The sequence below is a fragment of the Paenibacillus sp. FSL L8-0436 genome (assembly GCF_038593025.1).
Classification (GTDB): Bacteria; Bacillota; Bacilli; order Paenibacillales; family Paenibacillaceae; genus Paenibacillus_AQ.
Genome location: NZ_CP151955.1, coordinates 920009 through 940686, shown reverse-complemented (window position 1 = coordinate 940686; position 20678 = coordinate 920009). Strand labels below are relative to the sequence as shown.

The 20678-nt window shown below is 50.4% G+C and carries 13 protein-coding genes, 14 tRNA genes and 3 rRNA genes; 4 read left to right on the top strand and 26 right to left on the bottom strand.

Annotation, left to right across the window (positions count from 1 at the left end; all coding sequences use genetic code 11):
- Nucleotides 1-34: 34 nt before the first annotated feature.
- Together NSS79_RS04420 and NSS79_RS04415 are read right to left on the bottom strand one after the other, a co-directional pair.
- Nucleotides 35-634, bottom strand: coding sequence for a GNAT family N-acetyltransferase (locus NSS79_RS04420; protein WP_342438419.1), 600 nt, complete (start codon nt 632-634; stop codon nt 35-37).
- Nucleotides 635-874: 240 nt separating this feature from the next.
- Nucleotides 875-1108, bottom strand: a complete 234-nt coding sequence (locus NSS79_RS04415; protein WP_342438418.1) for a methyltransferase domain-containing protein — start codon at nt 1106-1108, stop codon at nt 875-877.
- A gap of 238 nt (nt 1109-1346) precedes the next feature.
- On the opposite strand from NSS79_RS04415, the gene NSS79_RS04410 reads away from it, so the two are divergent.
- Together NSS79_RS04410 and NSS79_RS04405 are read left to right on the top strand one after the other, a co-directional pair.
- Nucleotides 1347-2099 carry a 3'-5' exonuclease gene (locus NSS79_RS04410; protein ID WP_038586099.1) on the top strand — a complete coding sequence of 251 codons (753 nt, stop codon included), beginning with the start codon at nt 1347-1349 and terminating at the stop codon, nt 2097-2099.
- A gap of 220 nt (nt 2100-2319) precedes the next feature.
- Nucleotides 2320-3084, top strand: a complete 765-nt coding sequence (locus tag NSS79_RS04405; RefSeq protein WP_342438417.1) for a MerR family transcriptional regulator — start codon at nt 2320-2322, stop codon at nt 3082-3084.
- Nucleotides 3085-3200: 116 nt separating this feature from the next.
- On the opposite strand, the gene NSS79_RS04400 is transcribed toward NSS79_RS04405, so the two are convergent.
- The 6 genes from NSS79_RS04400 to rbsK all read right to left on the bottom strand — a co-directional run bounded on the left by NSS79_RS04400 (nt 3201) and on the right by rbsK (nt 8496).
- Nucleotides 3201-3776, bottom strand: coding sequence for a PepSY domain-containing protein (locus NSS79_RS04400; RefSeq protein ID WP_342438416.1), 576 nt, complete (start codon nt 3774-3776; stop codon nt 3201-3203).
- A 106-nt stretch (nt 3777-3882) separates the two neighbouring features.
- Nucleotides 3883-4482 carry a PepSY domain-containing protein gene (locus NSS79_RS04395; protein WP_342438415.1) on the bottom strand — a complete coding sequence of 200 codons (600 nt, stop codon included), beginning with the start codon at nt 4480-4482 and terminating at the stop codon, nt 3883-3885.
- Complete coding sequence (locus NSS79_RS04390) at nt 4479-5843, bottom strand: HAMP domain-containing sensor histidine kinase (RefSeq protein WP_342438414.1); 1365 nt, start codon at nt 5841-5843, stop codon at nt 4479-4481. The genes NSS79_RS04395 and NSS79_RS04390 overlap by 4 nt, the downstream gene beginning before the upstream one ends.
- Entirely contained in the window at nt 5840-6532 is a 693-nt protein-coding gene (locus NSS79_RS04385) for a response regulator transcription factor (protein ID WP_342438413.1), read from the bottom strand. The genes NSS79_RS04390 and NSS79_RS04385 overlap by 4 nt, the downstream gene beginning before the upstream one ends.
- Before the next feature lie 238 nt (nt 6533-6770).
- The gene (aroD, locus tag NSS79_RS04380) at nt 6771-7535 is read right to left on the bottom strand and encodes a type I 3-dehydroquinate dehydratase (protein ID WP_342438412.1); all 765 of its coding nucleotides are present in this window, start codon (nt 7533-7535) and stop codon (nt 6771-6773) included.
- 43 nt (nt 7536-7578) lie between these two features.
- A complete protein-coding gene (gene rbsK / locus NSS79_RS04375) occupies nt 7579-8496 on the bottom strand; it encodes a ribokinase (RefSeq protein WP_342440296.1) in 918 nt (305 codons plus the stop codon).
- Nucleotides 8497-8937: 441 nt separating this feature from the next.
- Here rbsK and glgP point away from each other — a divergent pair, with 441 nt between their 5' ends.
- Together glgP and katA are read left to right on the top strand one after the other, a co-directional pair.
- Nucleotides 8938-10554, top strand: a complete 1617-nt coding sequence (gene glgP / locus NSS79_RS04370) for an alpha-glucan family phosphorylase (protein WP_342438411.1) — start codon at nt 8938-8940, stop codon at nt 10552-10554.
- A gap of 259 nt (nt 10555-10813) precedes the next feature.
- Nucleotides 10814-12271, top strand: coding sequence for a catalase KatA (katA, locus tag NSS79_RS04365; protein WP_342438410.1), 1458 nt, complete (start codon nt 10814-10816; stop codon nt 12269-12271).
- Nucleotides 12272-12365: 94 nt separating this feature from the next.
- On the opposite strand, the gene NSS79_RS04360 is transcribed toward katA, so the two are convergent.
- The 18 genes from NSS79_RS04360 to NSS79_RS04275 all read right to left on the bottom strand — a co-directional run bounded on the left by NSS79_RS04360 (nt 12366) and on the right by NSS79_RS04275 (nt 20363).
- On the bottom strand, nt 12366-13319 hold the full coding sequence (locus tag NSS79_RS04360) for a WYL domain-containing protein (protein WP_342438409.1): 954 nt from the start codon (nt 13317-13319) through the stop codon (nt 12366-12368).
- 600 nt (nt 13320-13919) lie between these two features.
- Nucleotides 13920-13990, bottom strand: a tRNA-Gly gene (locus NSS79_RS04355).
- 12 nt (nt 13991-14002) lie between these two features.
- Nucleotides 14003-14076 (bottom strand) — tRNA-Pro (locus NSS79_RS04350).
- Nucleotides 14077-14089: 13 nt separating this feature from the next.
- Nucleotides 14090-14166: transfer RNA gene (locus tag NSS79_RS04345), tRNA-Arg, on the bottom strand.
- Nucleotides 14167-14176: 10 nt separating this feature from the next.
- A tRNA-Gly gene (locus NSS79_RS04340) sits at nt 14177-14251 on the bottom strand.
- Between the two features lie 7 nt (nt 14252-14258).
- Nucleotides 14259-14342: transfer RNA gene (locus tag NSS79_RS04335), tRNA-Leu, on the bottom strand.
- Nucleotides 14343-14356: 14 nt separating this feature from the next.
- A tRNA-Lys gene (locus tag NSS79_RS04330) sits at nt 14357-14432 on the bottom strand.
- Nucleotides 14433-14441: 9 nt separating this feature from the next.
- Nucleotides 14442-14516, bottom strand: a tRNA-Gln gene (locus NSS79_RS04325).
- Nucleotides 14517-14628: 112 nt separating this feature from the next.
- Nucleotides 14629-14706, bottom strand: a tRNA-Asp gene (locus tag NSS79_RS04320).
- Nucleotides 14707-14710: 4 nt separating this feature from the next.
- Nucleotides 14711-14787, bottom strand: a tRNA-Met gene (locus tag NSS79_RS04315).
- Between the two features lie 83 nt (nt 14788-14870).
- Nucleotides 14871-14946: transfer RNA gene (locus tag NSS79_RS04310), tRNA-Val, on the bottom strand.
- Between the two features lie 6 nt (nt 14947-14952).
- Nucleotides 14953-15024: transfer RNA gene (locus NSS79_RS04305), tRNA-Glu, on the bottom strand.
- 18 nt (nt 15025-15042) lie between these two features.
- Nucleotides 15043-15135 (bottom strand) — tRNA-Ser (locus NSS79_RS04300).
- A 4-nt stretch (nt 15136-15139) separates the two neighbouring features.
- Nucleotides 15140-15215: transfer RNA gene (locus tag NSS79_RS04295), tRNA-Asn, on the bottom strand.
- Between the two features lie 3 nt (nt 15216-15218).
- A tRNA-Ile gene (locus NSS79_RS04290) sits at nt 15219-15295 on the bottom strand.
- A 57-nt stretch (nt 15296-15352) separates the two neighbouring features.
- Nucleotides 15353-15469 (bottom strand): 5S ribosomal RNA (gene rrf, locus NSS79_RS04285).
- 78 nt (nt 15470-15547) lie between these two features.
- A 23S ribosomal RNA gene (locus NSS79_RS04280) occupies nt 15548-18474 on the bottom strand.
- A gap of 333 nt (nt 18475-18807) precedes the next feature.
- Nucleotides 18808-20363: ribosomal RNA gene (locus tag NSS79_RS04275) — 16S ribosomal RNA — on the bottom strand.
- Together the 16S, 23S and 5S rRNA genes with 14 tRNA genes alongside form the textbook arrangement of a ribosomal RNA operon.
- Nucleotides 20364-20678: the final 315 nt, after the last annotated feature.

Genomic DNA, 20678 nt, shown 5'->3' with positions numbered 1-20678 from the left:
TGAATGAAAATCATTCTAGTTCTGCGTTCGACTTTTAGCGTTTGATTGTCCAATCCTTTTTATCAAGTTTATAATAATTAAATCTATCGTTATCAATCCCGATAACACCTTGAAAGTCAAACCCGCATTTTTGTATGACTCTACTCGATGGCAAGTTAATTAATAGAGCAATTGCATTAAGCACCCCGACGTTCGTATTCTCAAATAAATACTTGACTATCCCTTGTGCAGCTTGGGTTGTATAACCTTTACCTCTATGATCTTTTGATATGGCATACATGATCTCTCGGTTTGGGGGCGGCAATTCATCCTTTAATCCCGTACAGCACCAGCCGATAAGCTCTCCCGTCTCTTTCAATATAATTCCCAAACGAAGACGGAGTTCACCAATGTCTCCACCTTCCGATACAGCATGTAGAAACTGCTTGTTCTCTGGAATTTCGTAATTTGTTAACCAATCTTCTCTTTGCTCTTTTGATACGTTCCAACCTGGCAAGTATTCATGTATTTCAGGCTGCCATGTAAGTGAATGAAACTTATCTAAATCAGCAACTTTGAATTCTCTTAAAATTACATCCTTACAGTCAATGATAAAAGTGTTTTCTTCAGAAATATAATAAGTATTGCTGTCCATGATATATCCCTCCCTGGAAAAATGTCCTATTGCTTAGCATATCTCTCTAGTAGACTCCATGGCTAGGGAAAAACAATTATAGCTAAACTATACTGCCTATCAGTGTTTAATGTACAAATCAACATCAGGAACCGAAGTACTGCTCCAACTTAAGATTTTCCTCCCTGAAACAAATTGTTCAGTGCATTCAGCTGTTCTTTCTAAAATTGAGTATTTGCGCTCTCTCCAGAGCCTCAAAATTCAAAGTGTAGTCCTGTCACTGGATACCTTACCCACAGCCTTCATGCATTTTTTATTAATATCGACAGCATAAACCGTCCCCCGGCCATTTAGAGCTCTTGATGCAGCAAAGGTGTAGTGTCCGAAGCCACAACCGTAGTCCAAAATTTCCGCATCTTCTGCAAGTCCTAAGCCTTGAAATAAAGCAACCCCTTCTCCGTTCTCCCACTGTTTAACTTGTTCGTGAGTATTCAATTGCAATTTCCCAATTCACGCCATCATGCTTACTTATTCTTCCAACCCCCTTCCTTATCCTTCTTCCCGTTTACCGTAGCTCCTCATCACTCTTCAATACAAAAAGAGCCTTAGCCGCACACTCTGGACGGCAATTCCCCGTCTTATTTCCCATTCCTCCGCTTTTTTTGCTAAAATAGAAGGGTCGGCGCATTCTTCAGCTTGTAAGGCGCCAGTCACTGAAACGGAGGCATTACCTGTGGATTATATTATTCTGGACATCGAATTCAACGGCCGCAAATTTGCCAGCGAGCATCCTATGGAGGTCATTGAGATTGGAGCCGTCCGGTTAGACGCTTCATTGCAAGTTAAGGATGAGTTCTCAGCCTTAATTAAACCTATATACTTCTCCACCCTGAATTCGTTCATTAAGAAAAAAACCGGCATTCCCCAAGAGGATATCGACGTCGCTGACCGTTTTCCCAAGGTCATTACCGCCTTTAGAGCCTGGCTGGATCAGAGCAGTGACGGAGTGCTGCTTCTGACCTGGGGCGGCGAGGATATGAAGCGGATCATTCAGGACATCCGGATGCACAAAATGGATGATTCCTACTGGATGGCTGCAACCTACTTTGACCTCTTGAAGGGCGTGCTTCGTGCCCGCGGCCTTAGCAATGATATCAGCGTCGAAGGTGCGATGACCCTGTTCGAGCTTGAGCCTTCCGGTTCCGCTCACCGGGCGCTGGACGATGCCAAGATGACCGCGGAGATTTTCCGCGCTGTCTTTAACGACCTGGATTTTGAGCGGTCCCAGCATTACAAGGACACCTTCTCCAACGCCAGAGAACGCAAGACAGTCAAGATCGCCATCAAGGCAATGATCTCCCAAAAAATCGTTCCCACCTGGGAACTGGTCGCCGAACATTACTTCCCGGGTGAAGATGCGCTGGCGGATCCCCGGAAGCTGGCAGAGCTGCGGGAATATTTCACGGCACAGGTCGGCAAGAAATAATCCGGCTTCATGTGTAATACAAGGTTAACAGCAGTTTCCTTAGTGGACATACTATAGGGAGCTGCTGTTTTTTTGAGCGATATTCCCCACAAAAGAGTGTTTGACATTGCCGTTGCGTAAAGGTGTAGAGTGATCTTGTAAGCAGCAAGCCGCAGCTTACAAGTGTGGAATTGGGTCCAATAATACTACGCTGAAACAAGTTATGGGAGGTACAGCCACTATGGAATACACGGTGCAGAAGCTGGGAGCTTTGGCGGGCATCAGTACGCGGACATTGCGCTATTACGATGAGGTTGGTATTCTCAAGCCGGCGAGAATCAACTCCTCGGGATACCGCATCTACGGCCAGGCCGAGGTCGACCGGCTGCAGCAGATTCTTTTTTACCGGGAACTGGGCTTAAGCCTCGAAGGAATCAAAGAAATCGTGACCGCACCGTCCTTTGACGGCACCCGGGCACTGCGGGAGCACCATGACCAGCTGCTTCAGCGGAGAGAGCAATTGGATCAATTAATCGCAAACGTCGAAAAAACACTGGCCCAAAGTGAAGGGAGAATAACCATGAGTAATGAAGAGAAATTTGCAGGCTTTAAGCAAAAGCTGATTGACGATAATGAGCGTACGTACGGACAGGAAGCCCGCAGCAAATACGGGGAGGAAGCTGTAGAGAAGTCTAACCGCAAGCTGAAAAATATGACCGAAGAGCAGTATGCCGCCATCCAGCAGCTTGAAGCAGACATGTTCGCAGCCCTTGAGCAGGCGATGGAGGAAGGCGATTCCGCCAGCGGGCTGGCGCAGCAAGCCGCTGAGCTGCACCGCCAGTGGCTCACCTTCTACTGGGACACTTATACTAAAGAAGCTCACGCCCACGTAGCACAAATGTATGTGGATGACGAACGCTTTACCTCCTATTATGACAAGCGGCGTCCGGGTCTGGCCGAGTTTCTGAGAGATGCTGTGCACGTCTATACAGGTACAAAGCAGTAGTCTTCCACTCCGCTTGCCCGAGTGATACAGCAGTTGTATGATCTATAAAAGCGGGGCAGCCGATATCCGGCTGCCCCGCTTTTATATAGTGTTAATTCATCTGCATTTTCATGGATTCAATCCTCATCGTCATCAGAATCTACATCCGTATACAGAACCTTCGCAGTATAGGCATCGACTTCCACTTCGGTCGTCACTTTGCCGTTTCTGATCTCCACTTCATATACGAAACTTCCATTGTCCCCATCAAGGTTAATTTCAGTAACTGTACCCTTTGCGGAGGCGGAGGCCGCTTCTGCCGCTTTAGCTGCACTGATCATCGTTCCGCTTTGTGATGTGGCTGCTGCGTAGTTGTCATCATCGTCATCGTCATCGTCATCGGTTTCTTTGCGCACGCTTAAGATTTTACCTGTGTAGGCATCAACCCGAACGTCAATTTCCTGATGGTTATGACGGATCTCAACCTCGTAATACGAACCGCTGATTCTCTCCTTCAGATCAATGCTCTCTATTCGGCCCTGTGCTGACTTCAGCGCATACGCCTCCGCCTTATCCACGCCAATCAGTGTCTTGCTTTGACTTTGTGAAGCAGTTGACCCTGCGGAAGCACCCTGAACCTCGCTGATGCTGTATGCACCCCCGAACAGAATGGCTGCCGCCGCTACACTGCTCCATAATTTCATCTTCATCATTTATTGCCGCCTCCTCAAGTTCAATCTGTGCTGCTCATGTATTCAATATACACGGCCCAAATGAGAGAAAGGCGGCAGTAACATTAGAAATTGATGAGAATTCTGCTTAAGGATGATCCTCATCCGGTTCTTCCCAAGCCACGGACATAATGTTTCCCGAGATCGCGTCCACCTGGACCACCGCTTCACGCCCATCCGTTGTATTCACTTCCACCAGATAAAAGGCTCCTGATTCGTTAATTTCGGTATCCACATCATCCGGTTCTCCCGGCACCTCCTGCAGCGCCAGCTTGACTGCCTCGTCTTCTGACACTGCACGCGGAGCAGTCGGTGAAGGGGATGGCAGGGCGCTGCCGCCTGCCGAAGGGTTCGAAGAAGGCAAGGGTGTGGGCCGGACCTCTGCGGAAGCGGCTGGCTCCAGCAGGACAATGGAAACAATCTCACCTGTTGCCCCATCCACCTCCAGCTCATAGAGACCCTGGCCGGTTTTCAGCTCCGCTACATAGTTGCCGGATTGCAGGGTCAGGTTCTCTACGCTGCCGGAATACTCTTTCAGCACAGCCTGCTTCGCCTGCTCTTTCGTTAACAGCTGTGCGGATTCATTTGTGAACATTTTAAACGCAGCAATGGACAGAAGCAGCACGGCAGCAATAATAATGACGGCTTTGTATATGAATTTTTTGCTCTCAGGTTTGTTTATTTTCATTGTCTTCCCCTGCTCTCAGCCGCAATTCGGATCATAACCGATGTTCCGGCACCTTCCACACTCTCCATGGACAGCTTGGCTCCAATGGCTTCGGCAATTTCCGCAGCGAGTGACAACCCCAGCCCTGCTCCTCCGCCTTGGCGGCTTCTTGCCTCACCTACTCTGTAGAAGCGGTCGAACACTCTGGGCAGCTCCCCGCTCGGAATCCCGATGCCCCGGTCAGTAATGACAATGTGACTCTCCTGCCCGGAGGCTCCAAGCGTGATGGTTATGGCTTCATCGCTGTATTTACGGGCATTATCCAAAAATATGAACAGCAGCTGTCGCAGCTTCGCTTCATCGCTGTACCCTTTAACCTCCCCCTGTGCATTGACGGTGACTTCTCTGCCATATGCATTGCGGAAGACTTTGGCCGATGCGTTGGCCAGCTCTTGCAGATCAACAACCTTCATGGATAGATCCCATTGTTCGTGGTGCTTCGCCAGCAGCAGCAGCTGCTCGGTCAGCTCTTTCATCCGAATCGCCTCGGAATGGATGGCTTCAACGGATTCATTGAACAATTCAGGATGGGTAAGTCCCCGCCTTTTGAGCAGGCTGGCGTAGCTTTCAATCACCGTCAGCGGTGTACGCAGCTCATGCGAGGCGTCGGACACGAATTTCTCCTGCTTCAAATAATTACTCTCCAGCAAAGCGATCATATCGTTGAACGTGCGCCCCATTTCAACCAGCTCATCTCTGGACGTATCTTCCAGCGTTAGTCTGCTGAATTTTCCGCTGTTCTTGATCTCCCGCATCGTAGCTGTCATTTGCACAATAGGACGCATAATCAGCCCGGACAGCACACGGCTGGAGAGCAGCAGCGGAAGCAGTGCAAAGGCGGTTGCCCCCGCCAGCACAACCCGCAGCACGCGGAGCGTATTCATCGTACTCTCCAGGCTTTTGGTCATTTGGACATTCATCACGATCCCGTCTATCCAGATGACCGGAGTCGTCACGAAAGCATAGGAACGGCCATCCACCTTGATAATCTCACTAAGCTTGTCTTTATAATATACCGGCTTCAGCCGGCTGATCTCCTGTTCCGACGCCGAAGTCACGAGCGCCGGTCCGCTTCCGTCCGGAGCCAGCAGCCGGAGCATTCCCTCAATCGGTACGTACGCCCGGAGCAGCTCCGGGGCAGCCACACCGGTTCCAACTCTTCGCATATCGGCAGCGATTTTGGCAGTCTCGGCAGCGGCCTGATCCAGCTGATTATCTGTCGACAACCGGCTGAACATAAAGTAAATGACGAGGTTCATAATGACAAGAAGTACAGCAAACAGCACGCTGGAATACAGATAAATTTTGCTCCGCAGCTTCATGGGGAGTCCTTCAGGACATACCCGATACCCCGGACGGTATGAATAAGCTCACTCTGATCCCCTCGGGTAAGTTTTTTACGGACATAACGGATATACACATCTACGACATTGGTATCACCGTAATAATCGTACCCCCAAACCGCGGTCATAATCTGCTCTCTATTCAGCACCTGGCGCTTGTTCTTCAGCAAGAACACCAGCAGATCGAACTCCCTCGGGGTGAGGTCAATCGTTCTGCCAGCCCGAACAACTTCACGCGTGGTTTCGTTCAGCTCAAGATCATCCGCTTTAAGCCTGTTGCCTGTCTCCTCAATGTTTCGGGTAGATGCAAGCCGCAGCGCAGCGCGGACACGCGCCAGAAGCTCCTCAATTTGAAAGGGCTTGGTGATATAGTCATTTGCCCCAAGGTCAAGACCGGATACTTTGTCTTCCACCGAGCTTTTGGCAGTCAGCATCAGTACAGGGGTAAGCGCATCATTGACCCGGATACGGCGCAGCAGCTCAATTCCGCTGAACCCGGGAAGCATCACATCAAGCAGAAGGAGGTCCGGCTGCTGTGCCTGATAGATTTCAAGCGCCTGATGGCCACTGCCCGCAATAAATACGCGATAGCCCTCGCATTCCAGCTCAATCTGCAGCAGCCGGGCGATTTTTTCTTCATCCTCCACGACCAGGATGGATTCCGTCATTGGCAGTTCTCCCTTTCTTCGTTCCGCAAGTGGATGATTTAACTACTTGGCTGCCTTCATTGTAGGGCATAACCGGGCGCTGATTCAAACCCGCCGCACCTTGAAGATGATTTATAGTGTGAACCATATATATGTTTAACTATTAACTATCCAAAAAAGGTGTTCCCGCCGTTTCACTGGCTTAGAACACCCCATTCTAATTGTTTCTATATTGCTGCCGGACAATAAATGAACGGTTCTATAGGCTGCGGTGCAGCAGCTCCAGCACCTTCCGCAGCTCGGCAACCGCCACCTGTCCAGGGGCAGATGGCTTATGGGCCGCACCGAAGGTAAGCGCAGAGCCGAAGATTTCCCCGGCTAGGCGGCTGATTATGCCCTCTCCGGCCATGGACATCGTAATGACCGGACGGTCCGCATACAACTCCTGCATCCGGTTTGTCGCAGCCAGCAGTGTCAGTACATCTGCCGCGCTGCATGGCATAACGGCGATCTTCGGCAGGTCTCCGCCCAGCTCCTGAGCCTTGCGCAGCCGGGACACAATCTCCTCCTCGGGAGGTGTTCCCTGGAAATCATGGTTCGACACAATCACGAACACCCCGCAGTCATGCGCGGCAGCGATAAGCGCCTGCACATCAGCTTCCTCATTGAACAGCTCCACATCAATGATATCGACGAATCCACTTGCGGCTGCAGCCTTATTCAGCCGGATATAATCCTCCGTGGCAATCTGCCGCTCCCCGCCTTCTCTGGCGCTGCGGAACGTGAAGATCAGCGGAAGGTCCGGAAGAATAGCCTGGATCATTTCCAGTACTTCCGTAACTGCCTCAATATTGTCCACTCCGGCAAAAAAATCGCTCCGCCACTCCACCACATCCGGTGCCAGAGCTTTCAGTGCCTCCGCTTCTTCCTTCAGTTCGGTCAATGTTGCTCCGATCAGCGATACGCAAATCTTGGGCATCCCCTCGCCCAGAGTCACATTCTTAACCGTTACAGTGCCACTCATTTACTTCAGCTCCTCATCTATCCGATCTATATCTATCCCCGGCTTACCGTTCAGCTGTTTCTTTCAGGAACTGCTCGACCTCCGGCAGCTTCGGCAGCGACGGAATTGCCCCTTCTTTGCCTACAGCCAGCGCACCAACTGCATTGGCGAACCTCACCGCTTCTTCCAAGGCCACACCGCGGGTCAGCTGGTAAGCCAGCGCCCCGTTAAAGGAATCGCCTGCCGCAACCGTATCGACCGCCTGTACCGGGAATCCGGCAATATGCTGCGCGTTGCCGGATTCATTCACGATCAGCGCCCCCTTGGAACCCAGAGTGACAATGACGTTCCGCACCCCTTTCCCCAGCAAAATACGCGCCGCCTGATCAGCCGTCTCCGTATTGTTTACTTCAATGCCGGACAGGATTCCCGCTTCGGTTTCGTTCGGGGTCAGATAAGTCACATTTCTCAACATATCCTGACTAAGCTCTCTGGCCGGAGCCGGATTCAGAATGACCGGAATGCCGTGGCGCTGCGCAATGGAAGCCGCCTGTTCACACATCGGAAGATCCGTCTCCAGCTGCAGCACGATCATTTCAGCTCCGCTGATTACGTGCTCAAGCGCCTGAATATCCGATGGACCAAGTTCAATATTCGCTCCCGGCACAACAATAATCCGGTTCTCCCCTTCTCCTTCGACCACAATTGACGCGACGCCGGTAGCCTGCGAGTTACTCTGGGCAATATGCCGGACATCAATATGCTCCTGCCGCATAATCTCCAGCAGCTCACTGCCAAAGGCATCCCGGCCAACACTTCCGATCATGGCTACCTCGGCACCAAGACGCGCTGCGGCTACTGCCTGATTGGCGCCTTTTCCTCCCGGTGACAAGGCGAAGCCTTGTCCAAACAAAGTCTCCCCGGCTTCAGGGGCCCGGCTGGTGCGTACCACCATATCCATATTCAAACTTCCGATCACCACTATACTCAAGCTTTACACCACCATTAGTTATTTTGAACAATCGGGATTTATAACCTACACTTATCTTAAGCCGCTGCGGCCATAATTTGTCCGCTTTCGGTATAGAACCTGAATATCCTTCCGGCCGGAACCATGCTGAACTGTCACTCTCACATCCATATAGCCCGCTTCAGCAGCAATCACTTCAAAGGGTGATATTGTCCCTTCCTTATCTTATGGCCTGAAGCCGTCTTTATCAAACTTTTCTGTTTAGTATTTTCTTTAATCCTTATGTTTGTTCTTCACAAAAACTTCGTTATGCTTTTTGACTGCAAGTGTGCTAGAATAGGTGTGCAATCGCTTCCAGGGAAGACCACATCATTTTGAGCAAACGTTTGCACCTTAGATTGAGCCTACAGCAATACCAGATTATAATCTAATTCGTATTAGGAGGCTTATCAAGTGAACGAGAACCAATTACCGTCAGTTGCTTATTTCAGCATGGAGTATGGTCTGCATTCCGATTTCAAAATGTACGCCGGAGGCCTGGGCATCCTGGCCGGAGATTACATCAAAGGTGCGAAGGATATCAACGCTCCTATCATTCCAATCGGGTTGAAGTGGAAGCAAGGGTACACGGATCAAAAGATTGATGCCCACGGCAATCCGTATGACTCCTATCACAACTATGTTTATGATTTTCTTGAAGATACAGGGGTTAAAGTAACGGTTAAAGTAAGAAAAATCGATGTTGTCTGTAAAGTGTGGAAGACTGAGCAGTTTGGCAACAATCCGCTGTACCTGCTGGACACGGATATTCCTGAGAACAGCGATGCTTGGATTACAGGCCAACTGTACGGCTGGTTCGGCGAAGAACGGATCGCTCAGGAAATTGTTCTTGGGATTGGCGGCGTTAAAGCGATGCGTGCATTGCAAATTCCGATTGATGTCTATCACTTCAATGAAGGACATGCGGCACTGGCCGCCATCGAGCTGATCCGTGAAAAAATGTCCGGCGGCAGTACCTTTGAGGAAGCCTGGAAAGCTACCCGTGAAGAGGTTGTGTTCACTACCCATACACCCATCAAGGAAGGCAATGAAACGCATCCGCTCGACCGCCTCGAGTATATGGGCGCATTCAATAGCTTAACCCGCGATCAAATGGAACGTATCGGTGGAGATCCTTTCAATATGACCGTAGCCGGTCTGCGGTTGTCGCGCATTTCCAATGCAGTGGCCCAGCTTCACGCTGATACTGCGAACATAATGTGGAAGGAAGTTGCCGGCAGATCCGAGATCATCGGCATTACTAATGCCATTCATACCCCTACCTGGGTGGACGAACGGATTACCCGCACCTTTGAGGAGAACGGGGATCTTTGGGCCACGCATAAAGAAATTAAAAATGAGCTGGTCGGGTTCATCGAGGAACGCTCCGGCATCGCCCTGAATGCGGACAATCTGCTTATCGGCTTCTCCCGCCGCGCCGCTCCTTACAAACGCAGTGACCTGATTTTCTCCCAGCCGGAAGTCATTGAGCCTTACCTGAGGGACGGAAAAATCCAAATCGTCTTCTCCGGCAAAGCCCATCCGTTGGATGACAACGGCAAAAAAATTGTCAGCAATCTCGTGGCAATGATGAAAAAATATCCGAAAAGTGTCGTTTTCCTGGAAAACTACGATATGACCATCGGGGCACAGCTAACCCGCGGCTCCGACATCTGGCTCAACAATCCGCGCAGACCGCTGGAAGCCAGCGGCACCTCCGGAATGAAAGCGGCTATGAACGGCGTCCTCAACTGCTCGATTTTGGATGGCTGGTGGCCGGAAGCCTGCATCGACGGCGAGAATGGCTGGCAGATTGGCGACGGCTTCGAGACCACCGATTTCGAAGTGCTCGACAAGCATGACAGCGACGCGCTTTACGACACCCTCTTGAACCGCGTGCTCCCTACCTTCTATGACAACCGGGAGAAATGGGTACAAATGATGCGCAAGAGCATCGAGACCACCCGTGTTGAATTCGCGAGCAAACGTATGCTGGATGAATATTACAGCAGAATGTATATCAAAGGCTAAGCGGCGTATTTTTCAGCGCCAATCTTTAGCTATACTACTTTTCTGACGCCTTAGCCGCCTATCCTGCCTTTCCCCTGCTCCCGTCCGCTGTTGCGGATGGGAGTTATTTGTATGCGGTCCCAGTATCATGATTCTACCCATTTCCGCATATTGTTAATTAAAATTATTATAAAAAAGAATTGCTTTTCCCGTTTTCTTTGTTATTATAGAACTTATACTAAATCTAATATCAAATCTTAATTACGAGGTGATTGTATTCATGAGTCAGAGCAATAACAAACTTACAACAAGCTGGGGTGCCCCTGTCGGAGACAACCAGAACTCAATGACCGCAGGCTCCCGTGGACCTACCTTGCTGCAGGATGTTCATCTGCTGGAGAAATTGGCCCACTTTAACAGGGAGCGTGTTCCTGAACGTGTTGTCCACGCCAAAGGAGCCGGCGCTCATGGATATTTTGAAGTCACTCAGGATTTGTCACAATATACCAAGGCAGCATTCCTGTCCGAAGTCGGCAAACGCACGCCAATGTTCATTCGTTTTTCCACCGTTGCCGGAGAGCTGGGCTCTTCCGATACGGTCCGTGATCCACGCGGGTTTGCAGTAAAGTTCTACACAGAAGAAGGAAATTATGATCTCGTCGGCAACAATACACCGGTCTTCTTCATTCGCGATGCGATCAAATTCCCGGATTTCATCCATACCCAGAAACGTCACCCGCAGACTCATTTGAAGAATCCAAATGCTGTTTGGGATTTCTGGTCTCTATCTCCTGAATCCCTGCATCAGGTAACCATTCTTATGTCCGACCGCGGCATCCCGGCTACACTCCGTCATATGCACGGGTTCGGCAGCCACACCTTCAAATGGGTGAATGCCGAAGGCAAGGCTGTCTGGGTGAAATACCATTTCAAAACTGAACAGGGCGTAAGAAATCTTGATGTAAATCTGGCAGCACAAATTGCCGGGGAGAACCCGGATTATCATACAGAGGATTTGTTCAACGCAATTGATAAAGGAGATTTCCCGGCATGGAGACTGCATGTGCAGATTATGCCTGTAGAGGATGCAGACACGTACCGTTTCGACCCATTCGATGTGACCAAGGTATGGTCGCAGAAGGATTATCCATTAATTGAGGTTGGCCGTATGGTCCTGGACCGCAATCCGGAAAATTATTTCGCAGAAGTAGAGCAGGCTACCTTCTCTCCTGGTTCTTTTGTTCCGGGCATTGAAGCATCCCCCGACAAAATGCTGCAAGGCCGCCTATTCGCCTATGCCGATGCCCACCGCTACCGGGTAGGTGCGAATCATAACCAATTGCCGATCAACCGGCCTATTGCCGAGGTCAACAACAATCAGCGTGACGGTGCAATGAACTCTGGCAGCAACGGCGGCAGCTCTGTGTATTACGAACCTAACAGCTTCGGCGGAGCAACGGAATCTCCGCAGCATAAACCAGCTCCATACAACGTTTCCGGTCAGGCAGACAGTGTCCCTTATGATCACGATGATCATTATACACAAGCCGGCGACCTCTACCGGCTACTGAGCGAAGAGGAACGTACGCGTCTTGTCCGCAATATTGTCGGTGCCATGACTCCTGTCGAGTTCGACGAGATCAAAATCCGCCAGATCGGCCACTTTTACAAAGCCGATCCTGAATTCGGTCAGCGCATCGCCGAAGGTCTGGGATTGCCTGTACCTCTAGCTGAATAAAATCATATGCAAAACCCCGGACCTTGAGGTTCGGGGTTTCTTGTTGCCCTAAAAATGACGGTGTTTAGATCAGGATCAAGAGGATACTTTACTCCTATTCCCTATAAATACTCATCCAATGCTCCAGCCGGTGCTTTAGCTCCACTCTGGCCGATGTCGGCTCCAGGATTTCTGCATTTGGCCCGTATTGCAATATCCACTTCATGAATTCTTTTTCATTGTTCACAGTCACTTCGAACAGCAGACTGCCATCCGGCTCATCGCTCATCCACGGATGAACGAACAGTTCCTCTTCCTTAATATAACGCGCAATCTCCGGCTGGAACCGCACCTTGAACTTTATGTTTTTATTGCCGCGGTCGATGGACCAGGTATTTTTCAAATATTTCTTAATATTGAAGTTGCCCTTGTCGAAGCCCGCCTCCATTATCTCCACATCCAGAAAACGGCTGATTCTGAAGGTTCGGATGGCCTTTTTAAGGTGGCAATACCCAATGAGGTAAAAGCGCTGATCACGCGGAATCAAATAATAGGGATCGATCTCACGTTCCGTTGTCGCATCGCGCGACTGCGAGTGATATACAGCTCGGATCCGCCGCTGCTCCAGAATCGCCCCTATAATCGGCTGTAGAAAATTCCGGCTTTCTTTACGATAGGCGGGTGTGCCCATCTGAATGATGTCAGCAATGTTCTCCAGAATCCCGTTCTGCCTGGATTTCTCCTTCATATGTGTACCCATTACTTTGTCATAAGCTGTATGGAAACCCGGAGGGATTTTGTCCTCATTGAGTACAGAAGGCAATAGAGAGAATGCCAACGCTTCCTGCTCGGAAAAATCAAGCGGATAGAGAAAGAACTTGCCAAGAAACTTATAGCCGGTGCCTCTCCCCTCATTCGTAACGGGCGCAAAATGGCTGATGATCTCAAGATCCCTGTAGATCGTTCTAACGTTCACATCACATCTGAAAGCCAAATCTGTCGCCGTAATACCAGGATTAGATTGAATCGCATTAATAATTCTGAAGATTCGAATTACTTTATCTGTCATTTGAGTTGCTCCTTAATACTTCCTGATCATTGAAGCCCGATATCGTAAATCTAATATACCAGCTTCACAGACCTGTTGGCTGTCACGAAACACACTTTCCGGCAGACAAAAAAACACGAAGGAACTATCTCCCAACGTGTTCGTCAAGCTACTATTAATTAGTTTGCTTTCCCTTTACTATTAGCTATTGATCAAATGTATTCTCAACTCTTTCAGATAAAGTAAAGTAAGCAGTTTGGTGCCCATACGCTTTATGTATCTCTGTATCGTTTGAAATAGAACTGCCCGATAATACATCTAAATTAAATTTCGAATCCACCATTACTACGTCCCTTCAACTTTATTACTATCCCATGAAAAATTGGGCAATTATAACTTATAATCGGTTTATTGGAACTTATTATGTATAGTATTAAGTCGTTAATTTCTATATGCATACAGATTGCAATAACGTTAATGTTTTTATCGTATGATTCGCTGGGTAATGTCCCACTCTAACTTTGCTAATTTCACTAGACTGTAGCTGCTGCATGACTCTTGAGCACACAGCACAAAAAAAGCCTTGCATATTGCAGGCTTTTTTTGTGGTTCATTCTGTTAAGCGGGTGATGGGAATCGAACCCACGCTATCAGCTTGGAAGGCTGAAGTTCTACCATTGAACTACACCCGCATAGGTGTACAATCGGGATGACACGATTTGAACATGCGACCCCCTGGTCCCAAACCAGGTGCTCTACCAAGCTGAGCTACATCCCGTTAATATTAAAAATGGCGCGCCCTGAGAGATTCGAACTCCCGGCCTTTTGATTCGTAGTCAAACGCTCTATCCAGCTGAGCTAAGGGCGCAAAATCTATATGGAGCGGACGACGGGAATCGAACCCGCGACCCTCGCCTTGGCAAGGCGATGCTCTACCGCTGAGCCACGTCCGCAAAAACATGGTGCGCGTGAAGGGACTTGAACCCCCACGTCGTAAAACGCCAGATCCTAAGTCTGGTGCGTCTGCCATTCCGCCACACGCGCACACTTTAAAGAAATGGTGAGCCATGAAGGACTCGAACCTTCGACACCCTGATTAAAAGTCAGGTGCTCTACCAACTGAGCTAATGGCTCTCATGAAAATGGCTGGGGATATAGGATTTGAACCTATGCATGACGGAGTCAAAGTCCGTTGCCTTACCGCTTGGCTAATCCCCAATATTTATAATTAGCTAAAAACACGGAACAGGGCGGATACTCTGCACTTCGTTGCGAGATTGCAAAGTAATTCTTGCGAAGCTTATACTTCTGATCCCTGATGCCATACTAATGGCGGAACCGACGGGATTCGAACCCGCGATCTCCTGCGTGACAGGCAGGCATGTTAGGCCAACTACACCACGGTTCCAAATTGGTTGCGGGGGCAGGATTTGAACCTGCGGCCTTCGGGTTATGAGCCCGACGAGCTACCGGGCTGCTCCACCCCGCGTCAGTAAAAGTTATTGTTCCCTTTCGGTCCCAGAAAAACACCTAGAATCCATTGCGAAGCTTCAGCTTCTTAGGGAAATGTTATGGTGGAGGCTGAGGGGATCGAACCCCCGACCCTCTGCTTGTAAGGCAGATGCTCTCCCAGCTGAGCTAAGCCTCCATGATATGACCCGTATGGGATTCGAACCCATGTTACCTCCGTGAAAGGGAGGTGTCTTAACCCCTTGACCAACGGGCCATGCTTGTTGAAAATTTGTGGCGGAGAGAGAGGGATTCGAACCCTCGAGACGCTTGTGGCGCCTACACGATTTCCAATCGTGCTCCTTCGGCCAAACTCGGACACCTCTCCATAATGGCTCCCCGAACAGGACTCGAACCTGTGACAACTCGATTAACAGTCGAGTGCTCTACCAACTGAGCTATCAGGGAAAATGGTGGGCCTTAGTGGACTCGAACCACCGACCTCACCCTTATCAGGGGTGCGCTCTAACCAGCTGAGCTAAAGGCCCTTCTACCGTATACAAATATTAAGGGCAAAAAAAATACCACAGTGTGTGTGGTTGTCCGCTTGGCGGCGTCCTACTCTCCCAGGACCCTTCGGTCCAAGTACCATCGGCGCTGGAGGGCTTAACGGTCGTGTTCGGGATGGGTACGCGTGGAACCCCTCCGCTATCGCCACCAAACGGGCATTTACAGCGTAAATGCTTCAGGAACCTTGATTCCTGAAAACTGAATCCGAAACAAATCTGCGTCTTAAATTGTTGGATAAGCCCTCGACCGATTAGTATTGGTCAGCTCCATGCATTGCTGCACTTCCACCTCCAACCTATCTACCTCGTCGTCTTCAAGGGGTCTTACTAATTGGGAAATCTCATCTTGAGGGGGGCTTCACGCTTAGATGCTTTCAGCGCTTATCCCGTCCGTACGTAGCTACTCAGCCATGCTCCTGGCGGAACAACTGATGCACCAGCGGTACGTCCATCCCGGTCCTCTCGTACTAAGGACAGCTCCTCTCAAATTTCCTGCGCCCACGACAGATAGGGACCGAACTGTCTCACGACGTTCTGAACCCAGCTCGCGTACCGCTTTAATGGGCGAACAGCCCAACCCTTGGGACCTACTTCAGCCCCAGGATGCGATGAGCCGACATCGAGGTGCCAAACCTCCCCGTCGATGTGGACTCTTGGGGGAGATAAGCCTGTTATCCCCAGGGTAGCTTTTATCCGTTGAGCGATGGCCCTTCCATGCGGTACCACCGGATCACTAAGTCCGACTTTCGTCCCTGCTCGACTTGTTGGTCTCGCAGTCAAGCTCCCTTATGCCTTTGCACTCTTCGAATGATTTCCAACCATTCTGAGGGAACCTTTGAACGCCTCCGTTACTCTTTAGGAGGCGACCGCCCCAGTCAAACTGCCCGCCTGACACGGTCCCCGTACCCGATTAGGGTACCAGGTTAGAACCTAGATACGATCAGGGTGGTATCCCAACGGCGCCTCCGCAGAAGCTTGCGCTCCTGCCTCTACGGCTCCCACCTATCCTGTACAGATCGTACCCAAATTCAATATCAAGCTGCAGTAAAGCTCCATGGGGTCTTTCCGTCTTGTCGCGGGTAACCTGCATCTTCACAGGTATTAAAATTTCACCGGATCTCTCGTTGAGACAGCGCCCAAGTCGTTACGCCATTCGTGCGGGTCAGAATTTACCTGACAAGGAATTTCGCTACCTTAGGACCGTTATAGTTACGGCCGCCGTTTACTGGGGCTTCGGTTCACAGCTTCGGATTACTCCTAACCGCTCCCCTTAACCTTCCAGCACCGGGCAGGCGTCAGCCCGTATACTTCGCCTTGCGGCTTCGCACAGACCTGTGTTTTTGCTAAACAGTCGCTTGGGCCTTTTCACTGCGGCCCCCTCGGGCTATTCACCCTACCGAGGCACCCCTTCTCCCGAAGTTACGGGGTCATTTTGCCGAGTTCCTTAACGAGAGTTCTTCCGCGCGCCTTAGAATTCTCTTCTCGCCTACCTGTGTCGGTTTGCGGTACGGGCACCTTCTCCTGGCTAGAGGCTTTTCTTGGCAGTGTGAGATCATGACCTTCGCTACTACAATTTTCGCTCCCCATCACAGCCCAGCCTTAATGGTGTGCGGATTTGCCTACACACCAGCCTCACTGCTTAGACGGACATCCATCAGTCCGCGTCACTACCCTCCTGCGTCACCCCATCGCTCATAGCGGATTACGGTGGTACAGTAATTTCAAACTGTTGTCCTTCGACTACGCCTTTCGGCCTCGCCTTAGGTCCCGACTTACCCTGAGCGGACGAGCCTTCCTCAGGAAACCTTGGGCTTTCGGCGGATCAGATTCTCACTGATCTTTTCGTTACTCATACCGGCATTCTCACTTGTATGCTGTCCAGCGCTCCTTACGGTACACCTTCAACCTGCATACAACGCTCCCCTACCCCAGATACATCGTATCTAGCCATAGCTTCGGTGGTGTGTTTAGCCCCGTTACATTTTCGGCGCAGAGTCACTCGACCAGTGAGCTATTACGCACTCTTTCAATGGTGGCTGCTTCTAAGCCAACATCCTGGTTGTCTGTGCAACTCCACATCCTTTCCCACTTAACACACACTTGGGGACCTTAGCTGATGGTCTGGGCTGTTTCCCTTTTGACAATGGATCTTAGCACTCACTGTCTGACTCCCGGCAAGAAGTTAATGGCATTCGGAGTTTGACTGAGCTTGGTAACCCTTGCGGGCCCCGCACCCAATCAGTGCTCTACCTCCACCACTCCATTCACCGAGGCTAGCCCTAAAGCTATTTCGGGGAGAACCAGCTATCTCCGAGTTCGATTGGAATTTCTCCGCTACCCCCACCTCATCCCCGCATTTTTCAACATACGTGGGTTCGGGCCTCCAGTGCGTGTTACCGCACCTTCACCCTGGACAGGGGTAGATCACACGGTTTCGGGTCTACGTCCACATACTCATTCGCCCTATTCAGACTCGCTTTCGCTGCGGCTCCGGCTTCTCACCTTAACCTTGCATGTTAAACGTAACTCGCCGGTTCATTCTACAAAAGGCACGCCATCACCCCTAGATCGGGCTCTGACTTTTTGTAAGCACACGGTTTCAGGTTCTATTTCACTCCCCTTCCGGGGTGCTTTTCACCTTTCCCTCACGGTACTGTTTCACTATCGGTCGCCAGGTAGTATTTAGCCTTAGCAGATGGTCCTGCTGGATTCATACGGGGTTTCACGTGCCCCGCACTACTCGGGATCCGTCTCGGAGAGAACACAGTTTAGGCTACAGGGCTTTTACCTCTATCGCGGGCCTTTCCAGACCTCTTCGCCTACCATATTCCTTTGTAACTCCATGTGAGACGTCCCACAACCCCAAGGGGCAAGCCCCTTGGTTTAGGCTGTTCCGCGTTCGCTCGCCGCTACTGACGGAATCACTATTGTTTTCTCTTCCTCAGGGTACTTAGATGTTTCAGTTCCCCTGGTCTGCCTCTATCTCCCCTATGTATTCAGAGAGAAGTAACTGCGAATTACCACAGCTGGGTTTCCCCATTCGGACACCCCCGGATCAAAGCTTGCTTACAGCTCCCCGAGGCAGTTTCGTTGTTCGCCACGTCCTTCGTCGGCTCCTGGCGCCTAGGCATCCTCCGTGTGCTCTTATTAGCTTAACCAATCGCTCTGGTATTTGGCTTATTCGCTCATCTTGTTTTAAACAGCGCTTCCAGATCGCTCTGTCCGCCAGTCTGTTTAAAGCCAAAAGTCGCTCACAATCCAAAACCTTCGCTCAGTATCACTATTAATTAAAACTTGTTCACACAAGTTTCAGCTAAAAGATGTTCTAAAACGCAAATTCGTTTCGGTATCCAGTTTTCAAGGATCAAGGTACTACTTGAGAGCTTAAACTCTCAAAACTGACCAACGAGTGAGTAACAGGCCTAAACCTGAGTTTTGGAAGCTGAGCTTCCGATTTGAATGTCACCGTTGCAGGTGACGATTCTCCATAGAAAGGAGGTGATCCAGCCGCACCTTCCGATACGGCTACCTTGTTACGACTTCACCCCAATCATCTACCCCACCTTCGGCGGCTGGCTCCCTTGCGGGTTACCCCACCGACTTCGGGTGTTGTAAACTCTCGTGGTGTGACGGGCGGTGTGTACAAGACCCGGGAACGTATTCACCGCGGCATGCTGATCCGCGATTACTAGCAATTCCGACTTCATGCAGGCGAGTTGCAGCCTGCAATCCGAACTGAGACCGGCTTTGCTGGGATTGGCTCCACCTCGCGGCTTCGCTTCCCGTTGTACCGGCCATTGTAGTACGTGTGTAGCCCAGGTCATAAGGGGCATGATGATTTGACGTCATCCCCACCTTCCTCCGGTTTGTCACCGGCAGTCACTCTAGAGTGCCCAGCCTTACCTGCTGGCAACTAAAGTCAAGGGTTGCGCTCGTTGCGGGACTTAACCCAACATCTCACGACACGAGCTGACGACAACCATGCACCACCTGTCTCCTCTGTCCCGAAGGCCGCCACTATCTCTAGTGGATTCAGAGGGATGTCAAGACCTGGTAAGGTTCTTCGCGTTGCTTCGAATTAAACCACATACTCCACTGCTTGTGCGGGTCCCCGTCAATTCCTTTGAGTTTCAGTCTTGCGACCGTACTCCCCAGGCGGAGTGCTTACTGTGTTAACTTCGGCACCAAGGGTATCGAAACCCCTAACACCTAGCACTCATCGTTTACGGCGTGGACTACCAGGGTATCTAATCCTGTTTGCTCCCCACGCTTTCGCGCCTCAGCGTCAGTTACAGCCCAGAAAGTCGCCTTCGCCACTGGTGTTCCTCCACATATCTACGCATTTCACCGCTACACGTGGAATTCCACTTTCCTCTTCTGTACTCAAGCCACCCAGTTTCCAGTGCGACCTCAGGTTGAGCCCAAGGTTTAAACACCAGACTTAAATAGCCGCCTGCGCGCGCTTTACGCCCAATAATTCCGGACAACGCTTGCCCCCTACGTATTACCGCGGCTGCTGGCACGTAGTTAGCCGGGGCTTTCTTCTCAGGTACCGTCACTCCGGTAGCAGTTACTCTACCGGACGTTCTTCCCTGGCAACAGAGCTTTACGATCCGAAAACCTTCATCACTCACGCGGCGTTGCTCCGTCAGGCTTTCGCCCATTGCGGAAGATTCCCTACTGCTGCCTCCCGTAGGAGTCTGGGCCGTGTCTCAGTCCCAGTGTGGCCGTTCACCCTCTCAGGTCGGCTACGCATCGTCGCCTTGGTGAGCCGTTACCCCACCAACTAGCTAATGCGCCGCAGGCCCATCTCCTTGTAGCAGATTGCTCCGCCTTTCATCCTTCGTCCATGTGAACAAAGGAATTATCCGGTATTAGCTACCGTTTCCGGTAGTTATCCCAGTCAAAGAGGTAGGTTGCCTACGTGTTACTCACCCGTCCGCCGCTAAGTTAATCCGGAGCAAGCTCCTTCATAACTCCGCTCGACTTGCATGTATTAGGCACGCCGCCAGCGTTCGTCCTGAGCCAGGATCAAACTCTCCAAATTGGTTTTTTCGAGCGGTTACTTCACCCGAATTACTCCGAGAAAATAACCATCCGAAAAAGATATTGAAAAGAGCGATTGCTCAATTTGAAACATCTGACGAGAATTTACATTCTCACGATGAAATTTCTAAAGCGTATAAATACGCTGTGAAACTCATCCATTTTGGATCTCACTTGCGTGATTTCCATACTCACTCGTTGTTCAGTTTTCAAAGATCAAGCTTGTTGTCAGTGTCGATTATCTCGTCACCAGCAACTCTTATAATATATCACACCCAGCCGATCAATGCAAGCTCTTTTTTTAACTTCTTTTCGA

Excerpts from the sequence above, each read along its gene's own strand:
- NSS79_RS04405 (WP_342438417.1), top strand. The coding sequence starts at position 2,320 with ATGGAATACACGGTGCAGAAGCTGGGAGCTTTGGCGGGCATCAGTACG.
- NSS79_RS04390 (WP_342438414.1), bottom strand. The coding sequence starts at position 5,843 with ATGAAGCTGCGGAGCAAAATTTATCTGTATTCCAGCGTGCTGTTTGCT.
- NSS79_RS04395 (WP_342438415.1), bottom strand. The coding sequence starts at position 4,482 with ATGAAAATAAACAAACCTGAGAGCAAAAAATTCATATACAAAGCCGTC.
- aroD (WP_342438412.1), bottom strand. The coding sequence starts at position 7,535 with ATGAGTGGCACTGTAACGGTTAAGAATGTGACTCTGGGCGAGGGGATG.
- NSS79_RS04385 (WP_342438413.1), bottom strand. The coding sequence starts at position 6,532 with ATGACGGAATCCATCCTGGTCGTGGAGGATGAAGAAAAAATCGCCCGG.
- NSS79_RS04360 (WP_342438409.1), bottom strand. The coding sequence starts at position 13,319 with ATGACAGATAAAGTAATTCGAATCTTCAGAATTATTAATGCGATTCAA.
- NSS79_RS04400 (WP_342438416.1), bottom strand. The coding sequence starts at position 3,776 with ATGATGAAGATGAAATTATGGAGCAGTGTAGCGGCGGCAGCCATTCTG.
- NSS79_RS04420 (WP_342438419.1), bottom strand. The coding sequence starts at position 634 with ATGGACAGCAATACTTATTATATTTCTGAAGAAAACACTTTTATCATT.
- katA (WP_342438410.1), top strand. The coding sequence starts at position 10,814 with ATGAGTCAGAGCAATAACAAACTTACAACAAGCTGGGGTGCCCCTGTC.